General features: G+C 67.3%; 18 protein-coding genes and 1 tRNA gene. 14 read left to right on the forward strand and 5 right to left on the reverse strand.

The window, feature by feature from the left end; all coding sequences use genetic code 11:
- Nucleotides 1–3: 3 nt before the first annotated feature.
- The 6 genes from WG901_RS03610 to WG901_RS03635 are packed head-to-tail and all read left to right on the forward strand — an operon-like array spanning nucleotide 4 to nucleotide 5,142.
- Nucleotides 4–885, forward strand: a complete 882-nt coding sequence (locus tag WG901_RS03610; RefSeq protein ID WP_339585639.1) for an FAD binding domain-containing protein — start codon at nucleotides 4–6, stop codon at nucleotides 883–885.
- Nucleotides 882–1,373 (forward strand): (2Fe-2S)-binding protein, encoded by a 492-nt coding sequence (locus WG901_RS03615; protein ID WP_339585640.1) that lies wholly within the window; start codon nucleotides 882–884, stop codon nucleotides 1,371–1,373. The genes WG901_RS03610 and WG901_RS03615 overlap by 4 nt, the downstream gene beginning before the upstream one ends.
- Nucleotides 1,370–3,628 carry a xanthine dehydrogenase family protein molybdopterin-binding subunit gene (locus WG901_RS03620; RefSeq protein ID WP_339585641.1) on the forward strand — a complete coding sequence of 753 codons (2,259 nt, stop codon included), beginning with the start codon at nucleotides 1,370–1,372 and terminating at the stop codon, nucleotides 3,626–3,628. Before WG901_RS03615 ends, WG901_RS03620 begins: the two co-directional genes overlap by 4 nt.
- Before the next feature lie 3 nt (nucleotides 3,629–3,631).
- The gene (locus tag WG901_RS03625) at nucleotides 3,632–3,874 is read left to right on the forward strand and encodes a hypothetical protein (RefSeq protein WP_339585642.1); all 243 of its coding nucleotides are present in this window, start codon (nucleotides 3,632–3,634) and stop codon (nucleotides 3,872–3,874) included.
- Nucleotides 3,875–3,933: 59 nt separating this feature from the next.
- Nucleotides 3,934–4,734, forward strand: a complete 801-nt coding sequence (locus WG901_RS03630; protein ID WP_339585643.1) for a TauD/TfdA dioxygenase family protein — start codon at nucleotides 3,934–3,936, stop codon at nucleotides 4,732–4,734.
- A gap of 9 nt (nucleotides 4,735–4,743) precedes the next feature.
- A complete protein-coding gene (locus WG901_RS03635) occupies nucleotides 4,744–5,142 on the forward strand; it encodes a GFA family protein (protein ID WP_339585644.1) in 399 nt (132 codons plus the stop codon).
- On the opposite strand, the gene WG901_RS03640 is transcribed toward WG901_RS03635, so the two are convergent.
- Nucleotides 5,143–6,189, reverse strand: coding sequence for an ABC transporter substrate-binding protein (locus WG901_RS03640; protein WP_339585645.1), 1,047 nt, complete (start codon nucleotides 6,187–6,189; stop codon nucleotides 5,143–5,145).
- 102 nt (nucleotides 6,190–6,291) lie between these two features.
- Between WG901_RS03640 and WG901_RS03645 the strand changes: the two genes are divergently transcribed.
- The 3 genes from WG901_RS03645 to WG901_RS03655 all read left to right on the forward strand — a co-directional run bounded on the left by WG901_RS03645 (nucleotide 6,292) and on the right by WG901_RS03655 (nucleotide 10,053).
- The gene (locus tag WG901_RS03645; protein WP_339585646.1) at nucleotides 6,292–7,446 is read left to right on the forward strand and encodes a sulfotransferase family protein; all 1,155 of its coding nucleotides are present in this window, start codon (nucleotides 6,292–6,294) and stop codon (nucleotides 7,444–7,446) included.
- A complete protein-coding gene (locus tag WG901_RS03650; protein ID WP_339585647.1) occupies nucleotides 7,446–8,378 on the forward strand; it encodes an SDR family NAD(P)-dependent oxidoreductase in 933 nt (310 codons plus the stop codon). The genes WG901_RS03645 and WG901_RS03650 overlap by 1 nt, the downstream gene beginning before the upstream one ends.
- A gap of 157 nt (nucleotides 8,379–8,535) precedes the next feature.
- Nucleotides 8,536–10,053: an AMP-binding protein gene (locus tag WG901_RS03655; protein ID WP_339585648.1), complete on the forward strand. Its 1,518-nt coding sequence runs from the start codon at nucleotides 8,536–8,538 to the stop codon at nucleotides 10,051–10,053.
- Nucleotides 10,054–10,089: 36 nt separating this feature from the next.
- Here WG901_RS03655 and WG901_RS03660 read toward each other — a convergent pair whose 3' ends face one another.
- From WG901_RS03660 to WG901_RS03675, 4 genes are all read right to left on the reverse strand, one after another.
- Entirely contained in the window at nucleotides 10,090–10,962 is an 873-nt protein-coding gene (locus WG901_RS03660) for an OmpA family protein (protein ID WP_339585649.1), read from the reverse strand.
- Between the two features lie 306 nt (nucleotides 10,963–11,268).
- The gene (locus tag WG901_RS03665; RefSeq protein ID WP_339585650.1) at nucleotides 11,269–11,802 is read right to left on the reverse strand and encodes a nuclear transport factor 2 family protein; all 534 of its coding nucleotides are present in this window, start codon (nucleotides 11,800–11,802) and stop codon (nucleotides 11,269–11,271) included.
- Nucleotides 11,803–11,827: 25 nt separating this feature from the next.
- Nucleotides 11,828–12,640, reverse strand: a complete 813-nt coding sequence (locus WG901_RS03670) for an SDR family NAD(P)-dependent oxidoreductase (RefSeq protein ID WP_339585651.1) — start codon at nucleotides 12,638–12,640, stop codon at nucleotides 11,828–11,830.
- Nucleotides 12,641–12,738: 98 nt separating this feature from the next.
- Nucleotides 12,739–13,125 (reverse strand): hypothetical protein, encoded by a 387-nt coding sequence (locus WG901_RS03675; protein WP_339585652.1) that lies wholly within the window; start codon nucleotides 13,123–13,125, stop codon nucleotides 12,739–12,741.
- A 121-nt stretch (nucleotides 13,126–13,246) separates the two neighbouring features.
- Here WG901_RS03675 and efp point away from each other — a divergent pair, with 121 nt between their 5' ends.
- The 5 genes from efp (at nucleotide 13,247) to WG901_RS03700 (ending at nucleotide 18,079) form a co-directional block, all read left to right on the forward strand.
- A complete protein-coding gene (efp, locus tag WG901_RS03680) occupies nucleotides 13,247–13,810 on the forward strand; it encodes an elongation factor P (RefSeq protein WP_339585653.1) in 564 nt (187 codons plus the stop codon).
- Nucleotides 13,811–13,817: 7 nt separating this feature from the next.
- Entirely contained in the window at nucleotides 13,818–14,642 is an 825-nt protein-coding gene (locus WG901_RS03685) for an inositol monophosphatase family protein (RefSeq protein ID WP_339585654.1), read from the forward strand.
- Between the two features lie 37 nt (nucleotides 14,643–14,679).
- A tRNA-Leu gene (locus WG901_RS03690) sits at nucleotides 14,680–14,763 on the forward strand.
- Nucleotides 14,764–14,819: 56 nt separating this feature from the next.
- Nucleotides 14,820–16,136 carry an amidohydrolase gene (locus WG901_RS03695; protein WP_339585655.1) on the forward strand — a complete coding sequence of 439 codons (1,317 nt, stop codon included), beginning with the start codon at nucleotides 14,820–14,822 and terminating at the stop codon, nucleotides 16,134–16,136.
- Nucleotides 16,137–16,264: 128 nt separating this feature from the next.
- The gene (locus tag WG901_RS03700) at nucleotides 16,265–18,079 is read left to right on the forward strand and encodes a methyl-accepting chemotaxis protein (RefSeq protein ID WP_339585656.1); all 1,815 of its coding nucleotides are present in this window, start codon (nucleotides 16,265–16,267) and stop codon (nucleotides 18,077–18,079) included.
- Nucleotides 18,080–18,205: the final 126 nt, after the last annotated feature.

Here is an 18,205-nt window from a genome sequence, read left to right on the forward strand (position 1 = left end):
TCAATGTCGTCGCCAGCCTATCACGCCCCAGAGACGATAGAGCAGGCGGTGGCGCTGCTGGCGGGTGACGCCGGCGCGCGACCGCTTGCCGGGGGCACCGACCTGATCGTGCAGATGCGATCGGGCCGCAACGCGCCCAGCGCGATCGTCGATCTCAAGCGTATCGCCGGCCTTTCGGGCATCCGCGCGCTGCCCGGCGGCGGTTTCGCCATCGGCGCGGCGACGGCCTGCACTGCTCTCAAGGACGATGCGGCGCTGGCCGCGGCCTGGCCCGGCGTGGTCGAGGCGGCGAACCTGATCGGCTCGGTCCAGGTGCGCAACCGCGCGACCATGGCAGGCAATCTCTGCAACGCCTCGCCCGCGGCCGACAGCGTGCCCGCGCTCGTCGCGGCAGGCGCGACCTGCCTCGTTGCCGGGCCGAACGGTGAACGCGAAGTGCCCGTCGAAGCCATTCCCGCGAGCCCCGGCAGGACCTCGCTCGCGCCCGGTGAAGTCGTGTTCGAGATCCGTCTGCCGGCGCAGCTCGGCGGCGATGCCTACCTGCGCTCGATCCCGCGGACCGAGATGGACATCGCCGTGGTCGGCGCCGGGGTCAGCCTCGTGCTCGATGCCGGCGGCGTCTGCACTTCCGCGCGCGTGGCGATCGGTGCCGTCGCGCCGACCGTGGTGCTGGTCGAGGCCGCCAGTGCGGCGCTCGTCGGTACCAGGTTCGACGACGCGGCGCTGGAAGCGGCGGCCGATGCCGTGCGCGCCGCCTGCAAGCCGATCGACGACAAGCGCGGCACCGCAGAATACCGCACGGCCATGGCCGGCGTGCTGGTCAAGCGGACCGTCAGGATCGCCCTCGAACGGGCCCATAACAATCAGGGCCGGAGTCAGGCATGAACAAGCTTCTCGTATCCACCACGGTCAACGGCGATCCGCAGCAGTTCCTCTGCGATCCCGACACCTCGCTGCTCGACGCGCTGCGCGAGGAGATGGACCTGACCGGTAGCAAGGAAGGCTGCGGCTCGGGCGACTGTGGCGCCTGCACGGTCGTGCTCGACGGCAAGATGGTCTGCGCGTGCCTGGTGCTTGCGCCCGAGGCCGAGGGGCGCCAGGTCAGCACGATCGAGGGCGTCGCCGAGGGCGGCCAGCTCCATCCGATCCAGCGCCAGTTCCTCGAACACGGTGCGCTCCAGTGTGGTTTCTGCACGCCAGGCTTCATCGTCGCATCCAAGGCCCTGCTCGACCACAATCCCGAGCCGAGCGAGACCGAGGTGCGCTATTGGCTCGCGGGCAATCTCTGCCGCTGCACGGGCTATGACAAGATCGTGCGCGCGGTGATGGATGCCGCGGCCGAGCTGCGCCAGGACAGGAGGACCGCGGCATGAACGCGCCCGAGAACAAGCAGCAGTTCCGTCTCGTCGGCACGCGCCCGGTGCGCCCCGACGGGGTCGAGAAGGTTACCGGCAAGGCGATCTACAGCCCCGATTTCGTCGCGCCGGGAATGCTCCAGGGCGCGGTGCTGCGCAGCCCGCATCCGCACGCGCATATTCGGGGTATCGATACGAAGAAGGCCGAGGCGCTTGCGGGCGTGAAGGCCGTCGTCACCGGTCAGGACTTCCCGCAGGCGGCGGACAAGCTCGTCGCCGGTGCCGAGAGCGCCTCGAACCTGCGCTGGGTCGCGCAGAAGTGCATGGCGATCGGCAAGGTCTACTACGAAGGCCAGGCCGTGGCCGCGGTCGCCGCGACCAGCCAGGCGATCGCCGAAGCGGCCCTCAAGCTGATCGAGGTCGACTACGAAGTCCTGCCGCATGTCATCGCCATCGAGGACGCGCTGGCCCAGGACGCGCCGGTGCTCCACGACGACGTGTTCACGCAAGGTTTGGCGGAGAAGCCGGCGAAGCCCTCTAACGCCTCGATGCGCTTTGCGATCGAGCGTGGCGATGCCAAGGCGGCGATCGCCGGCGCGGCCGCCAGCTTCACCGGTCGCTTCACGCTGCAGCCGGTCCACCAGGGTTACATCGAGCCACACGCCTGCGTCGCGCAGTGGCAGGCCGATGGCCAGGCGCAGATCTGGTGTTCGAGCCAGGGCCATTTCGCGATCCGCGCGATGACTGCAGGCATCCTCCAGATCGGCATCGCCGACATCCGCGTCCACCCGCTCGAGATCGGCGGCGGTTTCGGCGGCAAGACCACGGTCTATCTCGAACCCGTCGCCATGCTGCTGTCGAAGAAGGCCGGGCGTCCGGTGCGGCTGACGATGAAGCGCACCGACATCTTTCGCTCGACCGGTCCGGCGCCCGGCGCGGTGATCGACATCACCCTGGCCGCGGCGGCCGACGGCACGCTGCTGGGCACCGAGATCGAGTTCAAGTACCACGGCGGCGCCTTCCCCGGCGCGAACGAGGTCTATTCGGGCGTCGGCGGCGCGGTTGGGCACTATCGCGTGCCCAATGCTTCGATCGTCGGGTGGAACGTGCTCAGCAACATCCCGACGATGCACGCCTATCGCGCGCCGGGCGCGCCGCAGATCAACTTCGCGGTCGAGAGCGCGATGGACGAACTCGCCGCCCAGCTCGGCATCGATCCGATCGACCTGCGGCTCAAGAACATCGTCCACCCTGGAGAGCCCTCGGCCTCGGGCGTGCCGCTCGGCGCGATCGGCTATGCCGAGGCGCTGGAGGCGGCCAAGGCCCATCCGCACTGGTCGGCGCCGGTCGAAGCCGGGCAGGGCCGCGGCGTCGCCTGCGGCTTCTGGGGCAATTACGGCGGGCCTTCGACCGCCTCGGTCAAGCTCGGCGAGGACGGCTCGGTGCTCGTCACCGAGGGCAGCCCCGATATCGGCGGCAGCCGCGCCTCGATGGCGATCATGGCGGCCGAGACGCTGGGCGTGGCCTATGAAAAGGTGCGCGTGACGATCGCCGATACCTCGTCGATCGGCTTCTCGATGGTCACCGGCGGCAGCCGCACGACCTTCGCCACGGGCAAGGCGGTGATCCAGGCGACCGAAGGCGTGATCGAGCAGCTCAAGGACCGCGCCGCGCGGACCTGGGGCGTCGACGTCGCTGCCGTGACCTGGGAAGACGGCGCCGCGGTCCACGGCGACCAGCGCCTGACCCTGGCGCAGATCGCCGCCAAGACCAGCACGACCGGCGGGCCGATCTCGGCGGAGGCCGTGGTCGATCCGCACGACTTCCTGCCCGGCTTCGGCGTCCACATCTGCGACACCGCGGTCGACCGCGAGACCGGGCACGTCCTGGTCAAGCGCTACACCGTCGTCCAGGACGTCGGCCGCGCGATCCATGCCGACTATGTCGAGGGACAGATGCAGGGCGGGGCGGTGCAGGGCATCGGTTGGGCGCTCAACGAGGCCTATGTCTACGACCGTTCGGGCAAGCTCGATAACGCCGGTTTCCTCGACTATCGCATGCCTGTGGCTTCGGACATGCCGATGATCGACACCGTCATGGTCGAAGTGCCGAACCCCGCGCATCCCTATGGCGTCAAGGGCGTCGGCGAGGTGCCGATCGTGCCGCCACTGGCTGCTGTCGGTAATGCCGTCAGCCGCGCGACGGGCATCCGTATGCAAGACCTGCCGATCAGCCCCGACCGCGTCTACGGCCTGCTGCGCGCGGCGGAGTAGCGCTTGCGGATCGTCGTCATGCCGCCGTTCGACCGCGAGTTCTTCGGCGGGGAGGGTGTGCTCGAAATCGAGGCACCGACCTTGCTGGCTCTGGTCGACCGGCTTGGCGATCTCGCGCCCGACTTCGCCGACCAGGCCGAGGCGCGCGCCGCCTTTGCGGTCGACGGGGTGTTCGCGCCCGACTGGACGCGCTCGCTGGCCGGGGCGGAAGACGTCGTACTGCTCCAGCGCGTCGCCGGCGGGTGATTGCCCTTCGGTTTGGCACAAGGTAGATAGTGCTCACTTGTTATAACGAGGGTGAGGACATGACCGACGGCTTGATCTGGCGCGCGCTGGAGCCTTTCGGCGTCGAGATCGAACGCGACCTCGCGCAGCCGCTTTCGGCACCCGAGGCCGAGCAATTCCGCACGCTGTTCAACACCCACGGTCTCGTCATCGCGCGTGGCCAGGCGCTGACCATGGCGCGCCAGCGCGAGGTCTGCGGCCTGCTGGGGCCGATCCTGCTGCGCGAGGGCGAGAACGGCTATATGACCAACGAGGGCGGCGGGCCCTCGGCCTCCGAGCTCAACTGGCATTCGGACGCGGCCTATACCGCGCATCCGTTCGACGCGCTGTCGCTGCACGCGCTCGACGTGGTCGACGGCGCCTCGTCCACGCGCTTCGCCCGCGCCGAAATCGAGCTGCCCGACGATCTTCATGCCGTGCTCGATGGCCGCGAGCAGGAGATGATCGCGCCGCACTACACGGTGCTCGCCGAGGTCACCTGCGACGTCCGCGATCCGCTCGCGCAGAAGCGCGGCGTCAGGCCCGCGCTATACCGCAACCCGCACAACGGCCGCACCTGTGTCTGGGTCAATGCGATGCAGACCGCGCGGCTGCTCGACATGGGCTGGGAGGACAGCCGCGATCGGCTGCACGCGGTCTACGACCACCTCTATGCCCCGGCCAACGTCTACGAGCACCGCTGGCACAAGGGTGACATCGTGATCTGGGATAACATCGCGCTCCAGCATAGGCGCGGGAACGTCGAGGGCGTCGGCAAGCGCGTGCTGCAGCGGGTGATCGTCGGCAGCGAGGGTGTGGCCCCGCACGTTCAGGCAGGCTAGACGCCGCGGATGACCCAAGGTTCCTGCCAATGCGGCGCCGTCCGCTTCCGCGTCGACGGCGCGTTCGACAGCTTCTTCCTCTGCCATTGCGGCCGCTGCCGCAAGGACACGGGATCGGCGCACCGCGCCAACCTGTTCTCATCGAGCGCGAAGCTCGAGTGGCTGGCGGGCGAGGAGCAGGTCCGGACCTATCGCGTGCCCGACACGCGTCATGAGAAGAGCTTTTGCGCGACCTGCGGTGCGGCGCTGCCGCGCGTGCAGGAGGAGGTGGGCATGCTCGTCGTACCCGCGGGCAGCCTCGACGATCCTATCGAGATCCGCCCCAACGCGCACATCTTCGTCGCCGATCGCGCGGACTGGGATGAGGGGCTCGAAGCCCTGCCGCGGTTCGAGACCTTTCCCGGCTAGTCAGCCGACCTCGATCGTCTCGCCGTTCACCCACTGCCGCAGCACCAGGTAGCGCCCGTGCAGCGCGCCGCGGTCCTGGATACCGAAGCCGAGCAGGGTGCCGTCCGCACCCTCGGCCGCAGGCAGCCACTTGATCTGTTCGAGGCCCACTTTCACGCCCTCGCGGCTGAAGTCCTCGGCGCGGGCGAGGCCTTCGGCGACGAGCCGACCGAGATCGTAGCCCTTGGCGGCCCAGACCGCCTGCTTCGCATCGACGCCCATCCGCGCGCGCAGGGCATCGAGCGTGCGGTTCGAATCCGAATGCATGTCGATGTAGATCCAGCCGTCGCAGGCCTGGGCGAACGCGCCGTGGTAGCCGCGCAGGCCCGCGGTGTTCATGATCCGCGGTCCCTGCCAGCCGCTGGCGCTCAGCGGCCGCGCCACGGCCGGCGCCGACAGGCCGAGTCCAAGGTAGACGAAGCCTTGCGGCTGTGACGCCAGCACGCGTTCGACCGCCGCCGACGCGTCCTCCGACAGCGGCGAGATCGATTCCGCCGCGACCAGGTCCAGCCCGATGATCCGCGCCTCGTCCTCGAGATACTTAAGATGTCGCGTGCCGATCGGCGACTGGTCGTAGACCACGCCGACCCGATCCGCGCCGATCGCCTTGAGATGCCGCGCCATCACCAGCGATTCGTCCTCGTGCGACCCGACCTGGAGATGGAACATCCATTCGCCGCGGCCACGCTCGGCGCCGGCCCAATTGATCGTCGGCACGCGCGCCTGCTCGACCCAGGGCGTGGCGGCGAGGGCATTGTCGCCGATCGCCGGGCCGACGATCAGCGCCACGTCCTGCCGGACGAGTTCCAGGAAAGCACGCTCAACCGCCGCCGCCGTGCCAGCAGGCAGCCCGAGCCCATAGGCATGGACGAATTCGACCTCGGCATCGAGCCGCCCCGCAGCCTGCACGACTTCCACCTCGCGCCGCAGCCAGTCGGTAACGTCGCCCGGCGCGTCGGGGCCGTCGCCCATGTCGTTGAGCAGGCCTACCTTGATCGTCGTCGCCATCTTCATCCCTCCCGCGATGCGCCTCGCGCTTGCGGAGATAGCTGCCACTATCCTAGCCTGCGATCCAGAGCCTTTGAGGGCCGACAGCCCAGAGGGAGAGTGATGAGCAGAATATCGGATTTGCTGGACGCCGCGCGCGGCGCGACCGGCCTCGACAATTTCGGCGACGACAGCTTCCGCGAGGGGTTGGAACGACTGATCGCCTCGGGCGACGGCGAGGCACGGCTCAACGACGCCGGCCGCCGGATGTTCGACGGCCAGATCGTCATGCTGCTGATGAAACGGCTAGAGGTCGAAGACTGGTATGCGCGCCATCCCGAAATCGACGAGCAGGAGATCGTCGCGCCGCTGATGGTCCTCGGCCTGCCGCGCACGGGCTCCACCGCGCTGCATTGCCTGCTCGGTGAGGACCCGGCGGTGCGCGTCATGCGCAATTGGGAATGCATGAACCCGTGCCCGCCGCCCGAGACCGCGACCTACGATACCGATCCGCGCATCGCGCTGATGGACGAGCAGATGAAGCGCCGCGACGAGATGACGCCGCGGATGAAACAGATGCTGCCGAGCACCTCGACCTCGCCGACCGAAGACCAGCTCACGATGGGCTACAACTTCGTCTCGCAGATCTTCCAGGCGAGCTTCCATATCCCGTCCTACGCGCAGTGGCTGCACCACGACGCCGATCTCGAGCCGACCTTCCGCTACGTCAAGCGCGTGCTCAAACTGCTGCAATGGCGCTGTCCCCCCGGGCGCTGGCGGCTCAAGAACCCGACCTATTCGATGTTCATCACGGCGCTCGACAAGGTCTTCCCCGACGCGCGCTATTGCATGACGCACCGCGACGTCGCCAACGTCATCCCCTCGGTCGCCGATCTCTATTACGAGATGCACAAGCCCAACACCGACACGCCCGACAAGCTCTGGCTCGGGAAGATCAACGAGGAGTTCGGTCTGCTCGGCATGCAGCGGATGATCGCCTTCCGCGACGCGGGCAACGAGCAGCGCTTCTTCGACATCCACTTCGCTCCGTTCCAGAAGGATCCGTTCCCGACCATGGCGAAACTCTACGAGTTCCTCGGCGAAGAGTTCACGCCCGAGGCCGAGGCGCGAATGCGCGCCTGGCGCGAGAACACCCCGCGCGACAAGCATGGCCGCCACGAATACGACGGCGCCGACTATGGCCTGAGCACTGCGGAACTGCGCGAAACCTTCCGCTTCTACACCGACCGCTACGAAGTGCCGCTCGGCAAGGACTGATGTTCGGCTTCCACACCGAGGCCGCAGAGGTCGTTCGCGGGATCGACCTGACCGGCCGGCAGGTGGTGATCACCGGCGCGAGCTCCGGCATCGGTGTCGAGACCGCGCGAGCGCTCGGTTCGGCAGGCGCGGATCTCGTGCTGGGCGTGCGCGATGTCGCAAAGGGAGAGGAGGCGCTGGGCGGTGTTAGCGGAAGCGTGAGGTTGCTCCAGCTCGACCTCTCCGACCTCGCTTCGGTGGCGGATTTCGCGGCGCAGATCACCGCGCCGGTCGACGTCCTGATTTGCAACGCCGGCGTGTCGAAGACGCCCGACAAGCATCTGGCCAACGGCCTCGACGTCCGCTTCGCGACCAACCATCTCGGCCATTTTCACCTCGCGCATCTGCTGAAGCCGCAGATGGCGGCCAATGACCTTGGGCGCGGCGCGCGGATCGTCGTGGTCAGTTCGGCCGCGCACCAAGGCATGCCGGTGCGCCTCGACGACCTGCAGTGGCAGAGCCGCGAGCATTTCGACGGCGCCGCCTATGCCGAGAGCAAGAGCGCCAACATCCTCTTCGCGCAGGAAGCGACGCGGCGCTGGCGGGGCGGGGGCATCTTCGCCAATGCCGTGCTGCCGGGCTCGTCGCTGACCGGGCTGCAGCGCTTCCACGGCGAGGCGCTCAAGCGCAAGATCGGCTTCATCCACGAGGACGGCTCGCTCGATCCGCGAATGAAGACCGCGGGCCAGGCTGCAGCGACTTCGGTCTGGGCGGCGACGGCGGCGGGGCTCGAAGGCCGCGGCGGGCTGGTGCTCGAGGATTGCGGCGAAGCGCTGCCGGTGGGACCCGAGACCCATGCCTGGGCGGGCTACGATGCGAGCGTCGCCGATCCCGAGACCGCACGGGCGCTTTGGGAGCACTCGGAGGAACTGGTCGGGCAATTCCTCCCCTGAAAGGGGAGGGGGACCGCGCGCGAAGCGCGTGGTGGAGGGGTGTCACCCTCTCCGAGACTGGCCCCCCCTCCGTCAGCCCTGCGGGCTGCCACCTCCCCTTTCAGGGAAGGATCGATTGCCGCTTGCATCGCCTGTCCATCCGCGCGACCGAGCGGGCATGACCGACAACGCCAACATCTTCGCGCATTTCCTCGCCGTGGCCGAACAGGCCGGCGACAAGCCCTTCCTCGTCGAGAACGGTGCGACGGTTCTCGCCTTCGCCGATCTCGATGCGCGCACCGGGCGGCTCGCGGCGCGTCTGCAGGCGCTGGGCGGAACCGCAGGCGAGCGGATCGTCGTGCAGGTCGACAAGTCGCCCGAGAACGTGCTGCTCTATCTCGCGGCCGAGCGGCTCGGCATGGTCTTCGTGCCGCTCAACACCGCCTATACTGCGGCCGAACTCGCCTATTTCCTCGGCGATGCCGAGCCGGCGGTGGTGGTCTGCCGGCCCGCCGACGAAGCGGCCGTGCGTGACCTCATGACCACGGGCAGGCTGGTCACGCTGGGCACCGACGGCACCGGCAGCCTGCTCGACGATCTGCCGGCCGATCCCGTCCCGGTCGCGCTGCGCAAGGCGGAGGATCTCGCCGCGATCCTCTACACCTCGGGTACCACCGGGCGTTCGAAGGGCGCGATGCTGACCCATGCGAACCTGCTCAGCAATGCGCTGACGCTCAAGGACCTGTGGGGCTGGCACGCCGACGACGTGCTGATCCACATCCTGCCGATCTACCACGTCCACGGCCTGTTCGTGGCGCTGCACGGTGCGCTGCTCGCGGGGGCGACCGTGCTGTTCCACCGCGGCTTCGATCCCGCGGCGGTGATCGCCGACTTCGCGCGCGGTTCGGTGCTGATGGGCGTGCCGACGCATTACACGCGCCTGACCGCCGCACCCGAGCTGACCCCGGCGATCGCGGGCAACATGCGTCTGTTCCTGTCGGGCTCGGCGCCGTTGCTCGCCGAAGCGCACCAGCGCTTCGAGGCCAAGACCGGGCAGCGCATCCTCGAACGCTATGGCATGACCGAGACGGGCATGATCACCTCGAACCCCTACCAGGGCGGCGAGCGTGTCGCCGGTACGGTTGGCTATCCGTTGCCCGGCGTCGAGGTCCGCCTGCGCGGCGACGCCGATGGCCATGGGGGCGAACTGGCGGTCGAAGGTCCGGGCGTGCTCGAAGTACGCGGGCCCAACGTCTTCGCCGGCTATTGGCGCATGCCCGAGAAGACCGCGCAGGAAATTCGCGACGACGGCTTCTTCATCACCGGCGACGTCGCCACGCAAGAGCCGGACGGCAGGATCACGCTGGTCGGCCGCGCCAAGGACCTGATCATTGCCGGCGGGCTCAACATCTATCCCAAGGAGATCGAGGAGGCGATCGACGCGCTGCCCGGCGTCGACGAGAGCGCCGTGATCGGCGTGCCGCATCCCGACATGGGCGAGGGCGTCGTCGCCGTGGTCGTGCCACAGAAGGGTGCGGAGGTGACCGAGGACGAGATCCGCACCGCGCTCGAGGGTCAGCTTGCCCGGTTCAAGCAGCCACGCCGGGTCATCGTGGTCGCGGCGCTGCCGCGCAACGCCATGGGCAAGGTGCAGAAGGCGGCCCTGCGCGCCGACTACGCAGACCTGTTCGCCTGAAGGGGACGGGGTGAGCCTAAGCCCACCCCGAACGTCCTAGAGACCTTCGGCAGCCTTGCTGACGAGGACGTTCACCGCGACGCGGCGGTTCTGCGCCTTGCCTTCGGTGGTCGTGTTGTCCGCCAGCGGATCGGCCGTCGCCATGCCCGTGGGGGTCAGCATGCGGTAGGGCTTCCAGCCGCAGACCTGCTGAAGATAGTTCACCACGCGACCCGCCCGCTTCTCGCTGAGCTCCTGGTTGATCTCCTCGCTACCCGTCGAGTCGGTATAGCCGACGACCAGCAGCATCGCGTTCTTTTGGCCCTCGGCCTGGGTGGCCGCGGCGCAGAGATCGTTCTTCGCCTGGTCGGACAGCAAGGCCTTGCCGGTGTCGAAGTTGACGTTGGTGGTGGCCTTGATGTTGTACTGGTCGATGTCCGCCATGCGGCCGCGCAGAGCCTCGGTCGCTGCGGTCTGCTCGGCGAAGCGCTGGTCGGTGCCGTTGCGGATCATCGCCGCGGTCTTGAGGTCCTTGTTCTTGAGCGAGATCTGGCTCGCGACAAGGCTGCCGCCGCCCTGCAGCGTCTTGATGCTCACGGGCAAGCCGTTGAGCAGCGAATCCGCGGCAAGCTTGTTGCTGGCCATGCCCAGGAAGCCGCCGCTCGACTTGATGCGGGTGGTGTCGGTGACGGTGACGACGGTGTTGGTGCCGCCAGCGCTGGTGACCTGGATGCGGTTATCGCTGCGTGCCGAGATGAAGCCCTCGATGTCGGGGCCCTTGGTCATCTGGGCGGGGGCGGCGTCGTCGGTCACCGTCGCGGTGAGCTCGGCCTCGGGCGGGCTCGCGGGCTGGGCGATGACGGCAGAGGCCGTGCCGGCGAGCAGGGTGGCGGCGAAGAGAAGTTTCGGGGTCTTGGACATGACGGTCATAGTGGTGCTCCTTCAAACTCGGCCAGTGGGGGCCTGCGTGAGCGCAGCTTCTCGTCCGACTGCCATCCTCTCGGTGGTGTGTTCAGCTGTCAGAACCCTCTCCAATCTGGCTTCTTTGTGCGGCGTGTGATCGCACTGGAACCTGCGTGTTCAGCGCAACCTTGCGGGCAGATGAACGCTGCCCGCAACCATGGTCGCGGTGCGGGTCGTGCGAGCGCAACTTGCGATGAACCGAGCCGGCGCGGAGTCGTCATGACGTCAAGAATCGGCCGATCGCGCTCCGTCCCGGCCCGAGAGAATCCGGTTCTAGGCGCGCGGACCGCGCTGGAAGAAGCGTTGCTTGAGCTCGTCGTAGCTCGGATCGACCGGGCTGCTGCCGAGCAGGCCATCGCCGTCGAATGGGCGCGTCAGGTGCAGGTCGTAGGTCACCACGCGCTTGGCGAAACGCCATTGGCCGTCGGCGCAGCGACGGTAGTTGTCGATGTAGCGCACGGCCATGAAATCCTCGATCATCGCGCCGGGGTTCTTCTGGTCGGGGATATAGTGGATGGCGATGGCATAAACCTCGCCGTTGCCCTCGTCCCCCTCGACGCTGAGCAGGTGATTGCAGACGTGGTGGCCCGAGTAGTTCATGTAGGGGAGGGCGGCGGCGATGAAGTCGCAATATTTGTCCGCCGGACCGTCGAAGCTGGTGCCATGCGTGTCGGTTGCATCCTCGGTGTAGAGGTCGCGCAGCAGTTCCACGTCCTTGCGATCGATCGCGCGCGAATAGTGGAGCACGAGATCGCGGATCGCGTCCTTGTCGAGCAGGTGTTGCAGTGCGGTTTCGTCTATCGCCATCGTTTCTCTCCCTTTTTTCGTGATGCTACATCAGCGAACCGCCGTCGACCGGCCAGACCTGGCCGGTGACGAAGCTCGCACGGTCGGAGGCGAGCAGCGCGACCACCGCGGACATTTCCTCGGGCGTGGCGAAAGGCCGGCCGACGAAGGTACGCCGCTGGCGGATCGCGCGATCCTCCTCACTTACGCTGGCCAGGCCTTTGGCGAACAACCCGTTTTCAGGATTGAAGCGACTGCCCTTGCTGAAGGCGGCCGGATCCGTGGCGAAGGTCGCGTAGGGCGCGATCGCATTGACGCGGATCCCGTGCTGGCCGACCTCTTTCGCCAGGACCACGGTGAAGCTGTGCACCGCGCCCTTGGCGGCGGAGTAGACCGGCAGCATGTAGTCGCCGACGAGCCCTGCGGTCGAGCCGACATTGACGATGGCACCGCGCTTGCGCGCGATCATGCCGGGCAGGACCGCGTGGGTCATCCGCAGCACCGTCCCGAAGTTGAGATCGATGTCGCCCGCCCACTTGTCGGGATCGGAGTCGACGAAGAAGCCCTGATCGACGTTGCCGCCGACATTGTTCACCAGGATCTCGACCGGCCCGAGTTCCTCGGCTGCCGTGACGATGCGTTGCGGCGCGGCCTTGTCGAGCAGATCGGCCGCGACGAACACCGCGTCCTGCGCGCCACGAGCCTTGGCCGCTGCCACGGTGCGCGCCCCGGCTTCGGCATCGCGGCCGACGACCACGACCCTGGCGCCTTCGGCTGCCAATTCGAGTGCGATGCCACGGCCGATGTTCGCCGTCGCCGCGGTCACGATGGCGACCTTGCCCGTCAGTCCCAGATCCATCCCATCCTCCTTCGATCGACGTGCATTGGCACGCCGAGACCGGGTGAGGTCAAGAGGTTTTACGACAGACCTGTCGTAATTTTATGCGCGCCCTCGGCTCACTGCGCGCCGGGAATGTCGGGGAAGGTGTTGGTGCGGTTGGCGACCACGCAGCGCAAGTCGCCGTCGCTGCCGTCGGCATTCTGGCGACGCAGGAAGCCTTGGGTAATGCGGTGATAGCGCTCGCCTTTGCGCGGGCCGCTGGTGAAGACGATCTGATCTCCGGTCAGCAGGTAGGTGCCGCGCACGTCATTCGCCTCGTATCGCGAGCCGAAGATGATCGCGAAATCCTCGTCCGGCCGGACCTCGCCGCGCGGACCGAGCGCGTCGCCGGGCAGTTCGCAGGTATAGCGGCCCAGTTGCAGGGAGCCGATCTCTCCCCCCGGAACAGCCAGTGCGGGCGTGGCGAGAAAGGTGAGAGCGAGAACGGGAAGCGCGCGTTTCATGCCGCGAGCGCTACCACCGTCGCAGCGTGATTGCCATATCGCAGGGCGCACGCTAAGGGGCCGCTTTTCCGAGGGGGCGGACCACGCCCCCCTTTCGCTCTTTCGCATCAGAGGCACTCCCATGAAGATCAGCGGCGTCGACATTCGTCCCGGCAACATCCTGGAATACGAAAAGGGCATCTGGAAGGTTGCCAAGACGCAGCACACCCAGCCCGGCAAGGGCGGCGCCTTCATGCAGGTCGAGATGAAGAACCTGATCGACGGCCGCAAGACCAATGTCCGCTTCCGCAGCGCCGACACGGTCGAGCGCGTGCGCCTCGACACCAAGGACTTCCAGTACCTCTATGCCGAGGGCGACGACCTCGTGTTCATGGACAAGGACACCTACGACCAGATCACCCTGCCGTCGGACCTGCTCGGCGATGCCGCGGCCTTCCTCCAGGACGGCATGGAAGTGCTGCTCGAAATGTGGGAAGAGCGCCCGATCTCGGTGCAGTTGCCCGACCAGGTCGAAGCCACGATCGTCGAGGCCGACGCCGTGGTGAAGGGCCAGACCGCTTCTTCGAGCTACAAGCCCGCCGTGCTCGACAACGGCGTGCGTGTGATGGTGCCGCCGCACATCGGCAGCGGCACGCGGATCATCGTGGACGTCTACGAGCGAACCTACGTCGGCAAGGTGGGCTGATCACACCATGACGGCAATTTCAGGTCTGATCCGCGTGATGGAAAAGGCAGCCCGCAAGGCCGGGCAGCGCCTCCGTCGCGATTTCGGCGAGATCGAACACCTCCAGGTCTCGCGCAAGGGGCCGGCGGACTTCGTCTCGAAGGCCGATCAACAGGCCGAGCGCACGCTCTGGGACGAGCTGCGTGCGGCACGGCCCGATTGGGGTTTCCTGTTCGAGGAAGCCGGCGAGATCGAGGGGCAGCCCGGCAAGCCGCGCTTCATCATCGATCCGCTCGACGGCACCTCGAACTTCCTCCACGGCATCCCGCACTTCGCGATCTCGATTGCGGTGCAGGAACCCAAGCTCGACGGATCGGGCTGGGGCGAGGTCACGGCCGGGCTGGTCTATCAGCCGATCACCGACGAATCCTATTGGGCCGAGAAGAGCCGCGGCGCCTGGCTGCAGGACAAGCGCCTGCGCGTTTCGGGCCGCCGTCATCTCGATGAGAGCCTGATCGCCACGGGCATCCCTTTCATGGGCCGTGGCAACATTGCCGAGTGGACCAAGATCTACCTCGCGCTCGGCCCCCAGGTCGCCGGGATCCGCCGCTTCGGCGTCGCCTCGCTCGATCTCGCCTGGGTCGCATCGGGCCGCTTCGAGGGTTTCTGGGAATCGGGCCTGCATTCGTGGGATACCGCTGCGGGCTGCCTGCTCGTGCGCGAGGCAGGCGGTTTCGTTTCGGACTTCAAGGGGCGTTCGCAGGCGATCTGCGACACCGAAGTCCTCGCGGGCAACGACGCGCTGCATTCGAGGTTGCACAAGATTCTTGCGGGCGCGCTCAAGGCCGGTTGATGCGCTCGACGAGCCCGGCTATCGCCGGGCTCCCGCTGCCCCTGTGGCGGAATGGTAGACGCGAACGACTCAAAATCGTTTGTCGCAAGGCGTGCCCGTTCGAGTCGGGCCAGGGGCACCAGGATATCGGCGATCAGCGCGATTGCGGCTGCGCGAGCGCTGGCATAGGCTGAGCGCATGATCCGCTCGCTCCTCACCGTCACGCCGCTCCTCCTCGCGGCTCTTCCCGTTCAGGCCGAGACCGTCGCCGACCGCATCCAGGCCGACTTGCCGGGGCTGATCGCGACCTATCGCGATCTCCACGCCAATCCCGAGCTGAGCTTCCAGGAGGTGCGCAGCGCGAAGGTCATGGCCGATGCCGCGCGCAAGGCGGGTTTCACCGTGACCGAGAAGGTCGGCAAGACCGGCCTCGTCGCCGTACTGCGCAACGGAGCGGGGCCGACCGTGCTGATCCGCGCCGACATGGACGCGCTACCCGTCACCGAGCAGACCGGGCTGCCCTTCGCTTCGAAGCTGCGCGGCACCTCTACCGCCGGGGTCGAGAGCGGGATCATGCACGCCTGCGGCCACGACACCCACATGACCGCCTGGATCGAGACCGCCCGGCTGCTCGCCGCGCGCAAGGCCGAATGGTCGGGCACCTTGGTCATGATCGGCCAGCCGGCCGAGGAAATGGGGCTCGGCGCGCGCGAAATGCTCGCCGACGGGCTCTACACGCGTTTTCCCAAGCCCGACTATGCTCTGGCCTTCCACGACAGCGCCGATCTGCCTTCGGGCACGGTCGGCGTGCGGCCGGGCTGGGCGCTTGCGAACGTCGATTCGATCGACGTCATCGTAAAGGGTGTCGGCGGGCACGGGGCCTACCCGCACAAGGCCAAGGACCCGATCGTCCTGGCCAGCGCCATCGTGATGCGGTTGCAGACCTTGGTCAGCCGCGAACAGAACCCGGTCGATCCGGCCGTCGTCACGGTCGGCTCGTTTCACGGCGGAACGAAGCACAACATCATCTCCGACGAGGCCAAGCTCGAACTGACCGTGCGGAGCTTTTCGGACGAGGATCGCCAGCGTCTCATCGAGGGCATCCGCCGGATCGCCGCGGGCGAGGGCATGGCCGCGGGGCTGCCCCAGGACCGCATGCCCGTCGTGACGGTGAAGGAGCCCTATACCCGCGCCACATTCAACTCGCCTGACTTCGCGCGTGAGATCGCTGACGATCTTTCAGGGAAAATGGGCGCGCAGCGCGTGATCGTGCTCGAGCAGCCGGTCATGGGCGGCGAGGACTTCGACGAATATCGCCGCGCCGACGAGGCGCACGTGAAGTCGACGATCCTGTGGATCGGCGGCGTTCCGCCCGAGACGCTTGCAGCCGCCCGCCGCGGCGAAAAGCCGCAGCCGTCGATCCACAGCCCGTTCTGGGCACCCGAGGCCGACAAGGTCATCGCCACGGGGGCGGAAGCGCTGACACTGACGGCAATGCGGCTGATGAAGCGCTAGATGACGATCTGATTACCGGAAAATAGGCGGCGGACCTCGGCTTGTTCGCGGGTCTGTCTTACGCACATCTTAACCGCTGTGAGGCAAGGAATTCGGCCAATTCTCTTTCAAGGCCGACTGGATTCGTCATGCTTGCAAATCAGGTTCGTCGCGGCGCGACGGGGCTCATCGTTCTTCTCTGCGTAGCCATGGCGATTGCGGCGCTGGTCGTCGCCCAGATCCGCTTCGGCGGCCCGATCCATCGCGAAAGCGCGCTTCAGGACGAATTGCTGGCAGACATGCTGCCGCCGCCGCTGTTCGTGGTCGAGCCCTACATGCTCGCCGAGGAGATCAAGGACGCCGACGGCGCGGACTCTGCCGCGTTGGCCAAGCTCCAGGTCGTTCGCGACGGTTACGAAGTGCGCAAGGCCTACTGGCATCAGGCTGAAGTGCCGGCCGAGGAACGGGCGCAGCTCGAGACCACGATCAAGTCCGCAGACCTGTTCTGGCAGGAGATCGACAGCAATTTTCTACCCGCTGCCAAGCGGCATGACGGCGCTGCGATGGGCGCGATCCGTGACGGCAGGCTCAAGCAGCTCTACAACCAGCAGCGCGCCGACATTCAGCGTCTCGTCGAGCTGTCGGATAAGCACCGCGCAACGATGCAGGCGCAGAACGACCGGATGGTGACAATGGCCCTGGCGGCGATCGCCGGCCTGGCCTTGCTGGTCCTCGGCGCGATCTTCCTGGCCGGACGCTTCATCCGGACCCGCGTCGTCGCGCCGCTCGCCGAAACGGCTGAGACCATGCAGGTCATGGCCGCGGGGGACTACAGCCGCACGCCTTCGGGCCTCGATCGCACCGACGAGATCGGCCAGATGGCTGCCGCGATCGGCGTGTTCCGCGAAGCGGGCATTGCCCAGCGCGATTCGGCGGCGAAGCAGGCGGCGGTGGTCGACGGACTGTCCGACTCGCTGGCCAAGATGGCAGAGGGTGATCTCGTCCATCGGATGGATCAGCCGCTGGCGCCCGAGTACGAGCAGATCCGCAAGGCCTACAATCGCACCGTCGCCGAGCTCGCGCAGGTCATCCAGATGGTGACGCGCACGGCCAATGGCGTATCGTCGGGCGCAGCCGAGATCCGCACGGCTTCGGACGATCTGGCGCGACGCAACGAGCACCAGGCCGCAAGCCTCGAAGAGACCGCGGCCGCGATGAACCAGGTCACGTCGGGTGTGAACGAAGCCGCGGCCAAGACCCAGGAAATCCGCGCCTCGATCACGACGGCCAATACCGAGGCGCATGAGGGTGAAGTCGTGGTCGCACGCGCCGTTTCGGCAATGGGCGAGATCGAGAAATCCTCGGGCGAGATCACCCGCATCATCGACACGATCGACGCGATTGCGTTTCAGACCAACCTCCTTGCGCTCAATGCCGGCGTGGAAGCCGCGCGCGCGGGTGAGGCGGGCAAGGGCTTCGCCGTGGTCGCCAACGAGGTGCGTCTGCTCGCACAGCGCAGCGCCGACGCCGCGAATGACATCAAGGGATTGATTTCGAACAGCACCCAGCACGTCGATGCCGGCGCCAAGCTCGTGGCCGAGACCGGCGCGCTGCTCGCGGGTATCGCTGGCCGCATCGGCGAGATCGATCGCATGTTCGACACGATCGCTGCGACCAGCCAGGCCCAGGCCACGCACCTCCAGCAGGTCAATGTGGCGGTCGGCGACATGGACCGCATGACCCAGCAGAACGCTGCGATGGTCGAGGAATCGACTGCCGCCTCGCGCAGCCTGGCCGACGAGGCGGGGCAACTGGCCCAGCTCGTCACGCAGTTCCGCACGAGCTCGGGCAACGTCGTGCCGATCGCCGCGCCCTCGGCGCCCGCGCCAGCACGGACCACTGCGGCCCCGGCGCCGATGGTCATGGGCAACGTCGCCTTCGACGAGGACTGGACCGAATTCTGATGCCGAAGGGCACCGTCCGCTGTAAATTTTGCCGACAATGTCCCGATAAAGGCCGATAATTCGCCACTTGCCGATTGATCGGCACTGTCAGCTTTACCGACATTTTACGCCTTTGGCCTAGGCATG

This window comes from Novosphingobium anseongense (assembly GCF_037482895.1).
GTDB classification, from domain to species: Bacteria; Pseudomonadota; Alphaproteobacteria; order Sphingomonadales; family Sphingomonadaceae; genus Novosphingobium; species Novosphingobium anseongense.

What these genes read in the sequence shown, in the direction of transcription:
- WG901_RS03640 (WP_339585645.1), bottom strand. Translation starts at nt 6,189, where the DNA reads ATGGCGACGACGATCAAGGTAGGCCTGCTCAACGACATGGGCGACGGC.
- WG901_RS03660 (WP_339585649.1), bottom strand. Translation starts at nt 10,962, where the DNA reads ATGACCGTCATGTCCAAGACCCCGAAACTTCTCTTCGCCGCCACCCTG.
- WG901_RS03670 (WP_339585651.1), bottom strand. Translation starts at nt 12,640, where the DNA reads ATGGATCTGGGACTGACGGGCAAGGTCGCCATCGTGACCGCGGCGACG.
- efp (WP_339585653.1), top strand. Translation starts at nt 13,247, where the DNA reads ATGAAGATCAGCGGCGTCGACATTCGTCCCGGCAACATCCTGGAATAC.
- WG901_RS03615 (WP_339585640.1), top strand. Translation starts at nt 882, where the DNA reads ATGAACAAGCTTCTCGTATCCACCACGGTCAACGGCGATCCGCAGCAG.
- WG901_RS03610 (WP_339585639.1), top strand. Translation starts at nt 4, where the DNA reads ATGTCGTCGCCAGCCTATCACGCCCCAGAGACGATAGAGCAGGCGGTG.
- WG901_RS03685 (WP_339585654.1), top strand. Translation starts at nt 13,818, where the DNA reads ATGACGGCAATTTCAGGTCTGATCCGCGTGATGGAAAAGGCAGCCCGC.
- WG901_RS03655 (WP_339585648.1), top strand. Translation starts at nt 8,536, where the DNA reads ATGACCGACAACGCCAACATCTTCGCGCATTTCCTCGCCGTGGCCGAA.
- WG901_RS03645 (WP_339585646.1), top strand. Translation starts at nt 6,292, where the DNA reads ATGAGCAGAATATCGGATTTGCTGGACGCCGCGCGCGGCGCGACCGGC.
- WG901_RS03650 (WP_339585647.1), top strand. Translation starts at nt 7,446, where the DNA reads ATGTTCGGCTTCCACACCGAGGCCGCAGAGGTCGTTCGCGGGATCGAC.
- WG901_RS03675 (WP_339585652.1), bottom strand. Translation starts at nt 13,125, where the DNA reads ATGAAACGCGCGCTTCCCGTTCTCGCTCTCACCTTTCTCGCCACGCCC.
- WG901_RS03630 (WP_339585643.1), top strand. Translation starts at nt 3,934, where the DNA reads ATGACCGACGGCTTGATCTGGCGCGCGCTGGAGCCTTTCGGCGTCGAG.
- WG901_RS03695 (WP_339585655.1), top strand. Translation starts at nt 14,820, where the DNA reads ATGATCCGCTCGCTCCTCACCGTCACGCCGCTCCTCCTCGCGGCTCTT.
- WG901_RS03620 (WP_339585641.1), top strand. Translation starts at nt 1,370, where the DNA reads ATGAACGCGCCCGAGAACAAGCAGCAGTTCCGTCTCGTCGGCACGCGC.
- WG901_RS03700 (WP_339585656.1), top strand. Translation starts at nt 16,265, where the DNA reads ATGCTTGCAAATCAGGTTCGTCGCGGCGCGACGGGGCTCATCGTTCTT.
- WG901_RS03665 (WP_339585650.1), bottom strand. Translation starts at nt 11,802, where the DNA reads ATGGCGATAGACGAAACCGCACTGCAACACCTGCTCGACAAGGACGCG.
- WG901_RS03635 (WP_339585644.1), top strand. Translation starts at nt 4,744, where the DNA reads ATGACCCAAGGTTCCTGCCAATGCGGCGCCGTCCGCTTCCGCGTCGAC.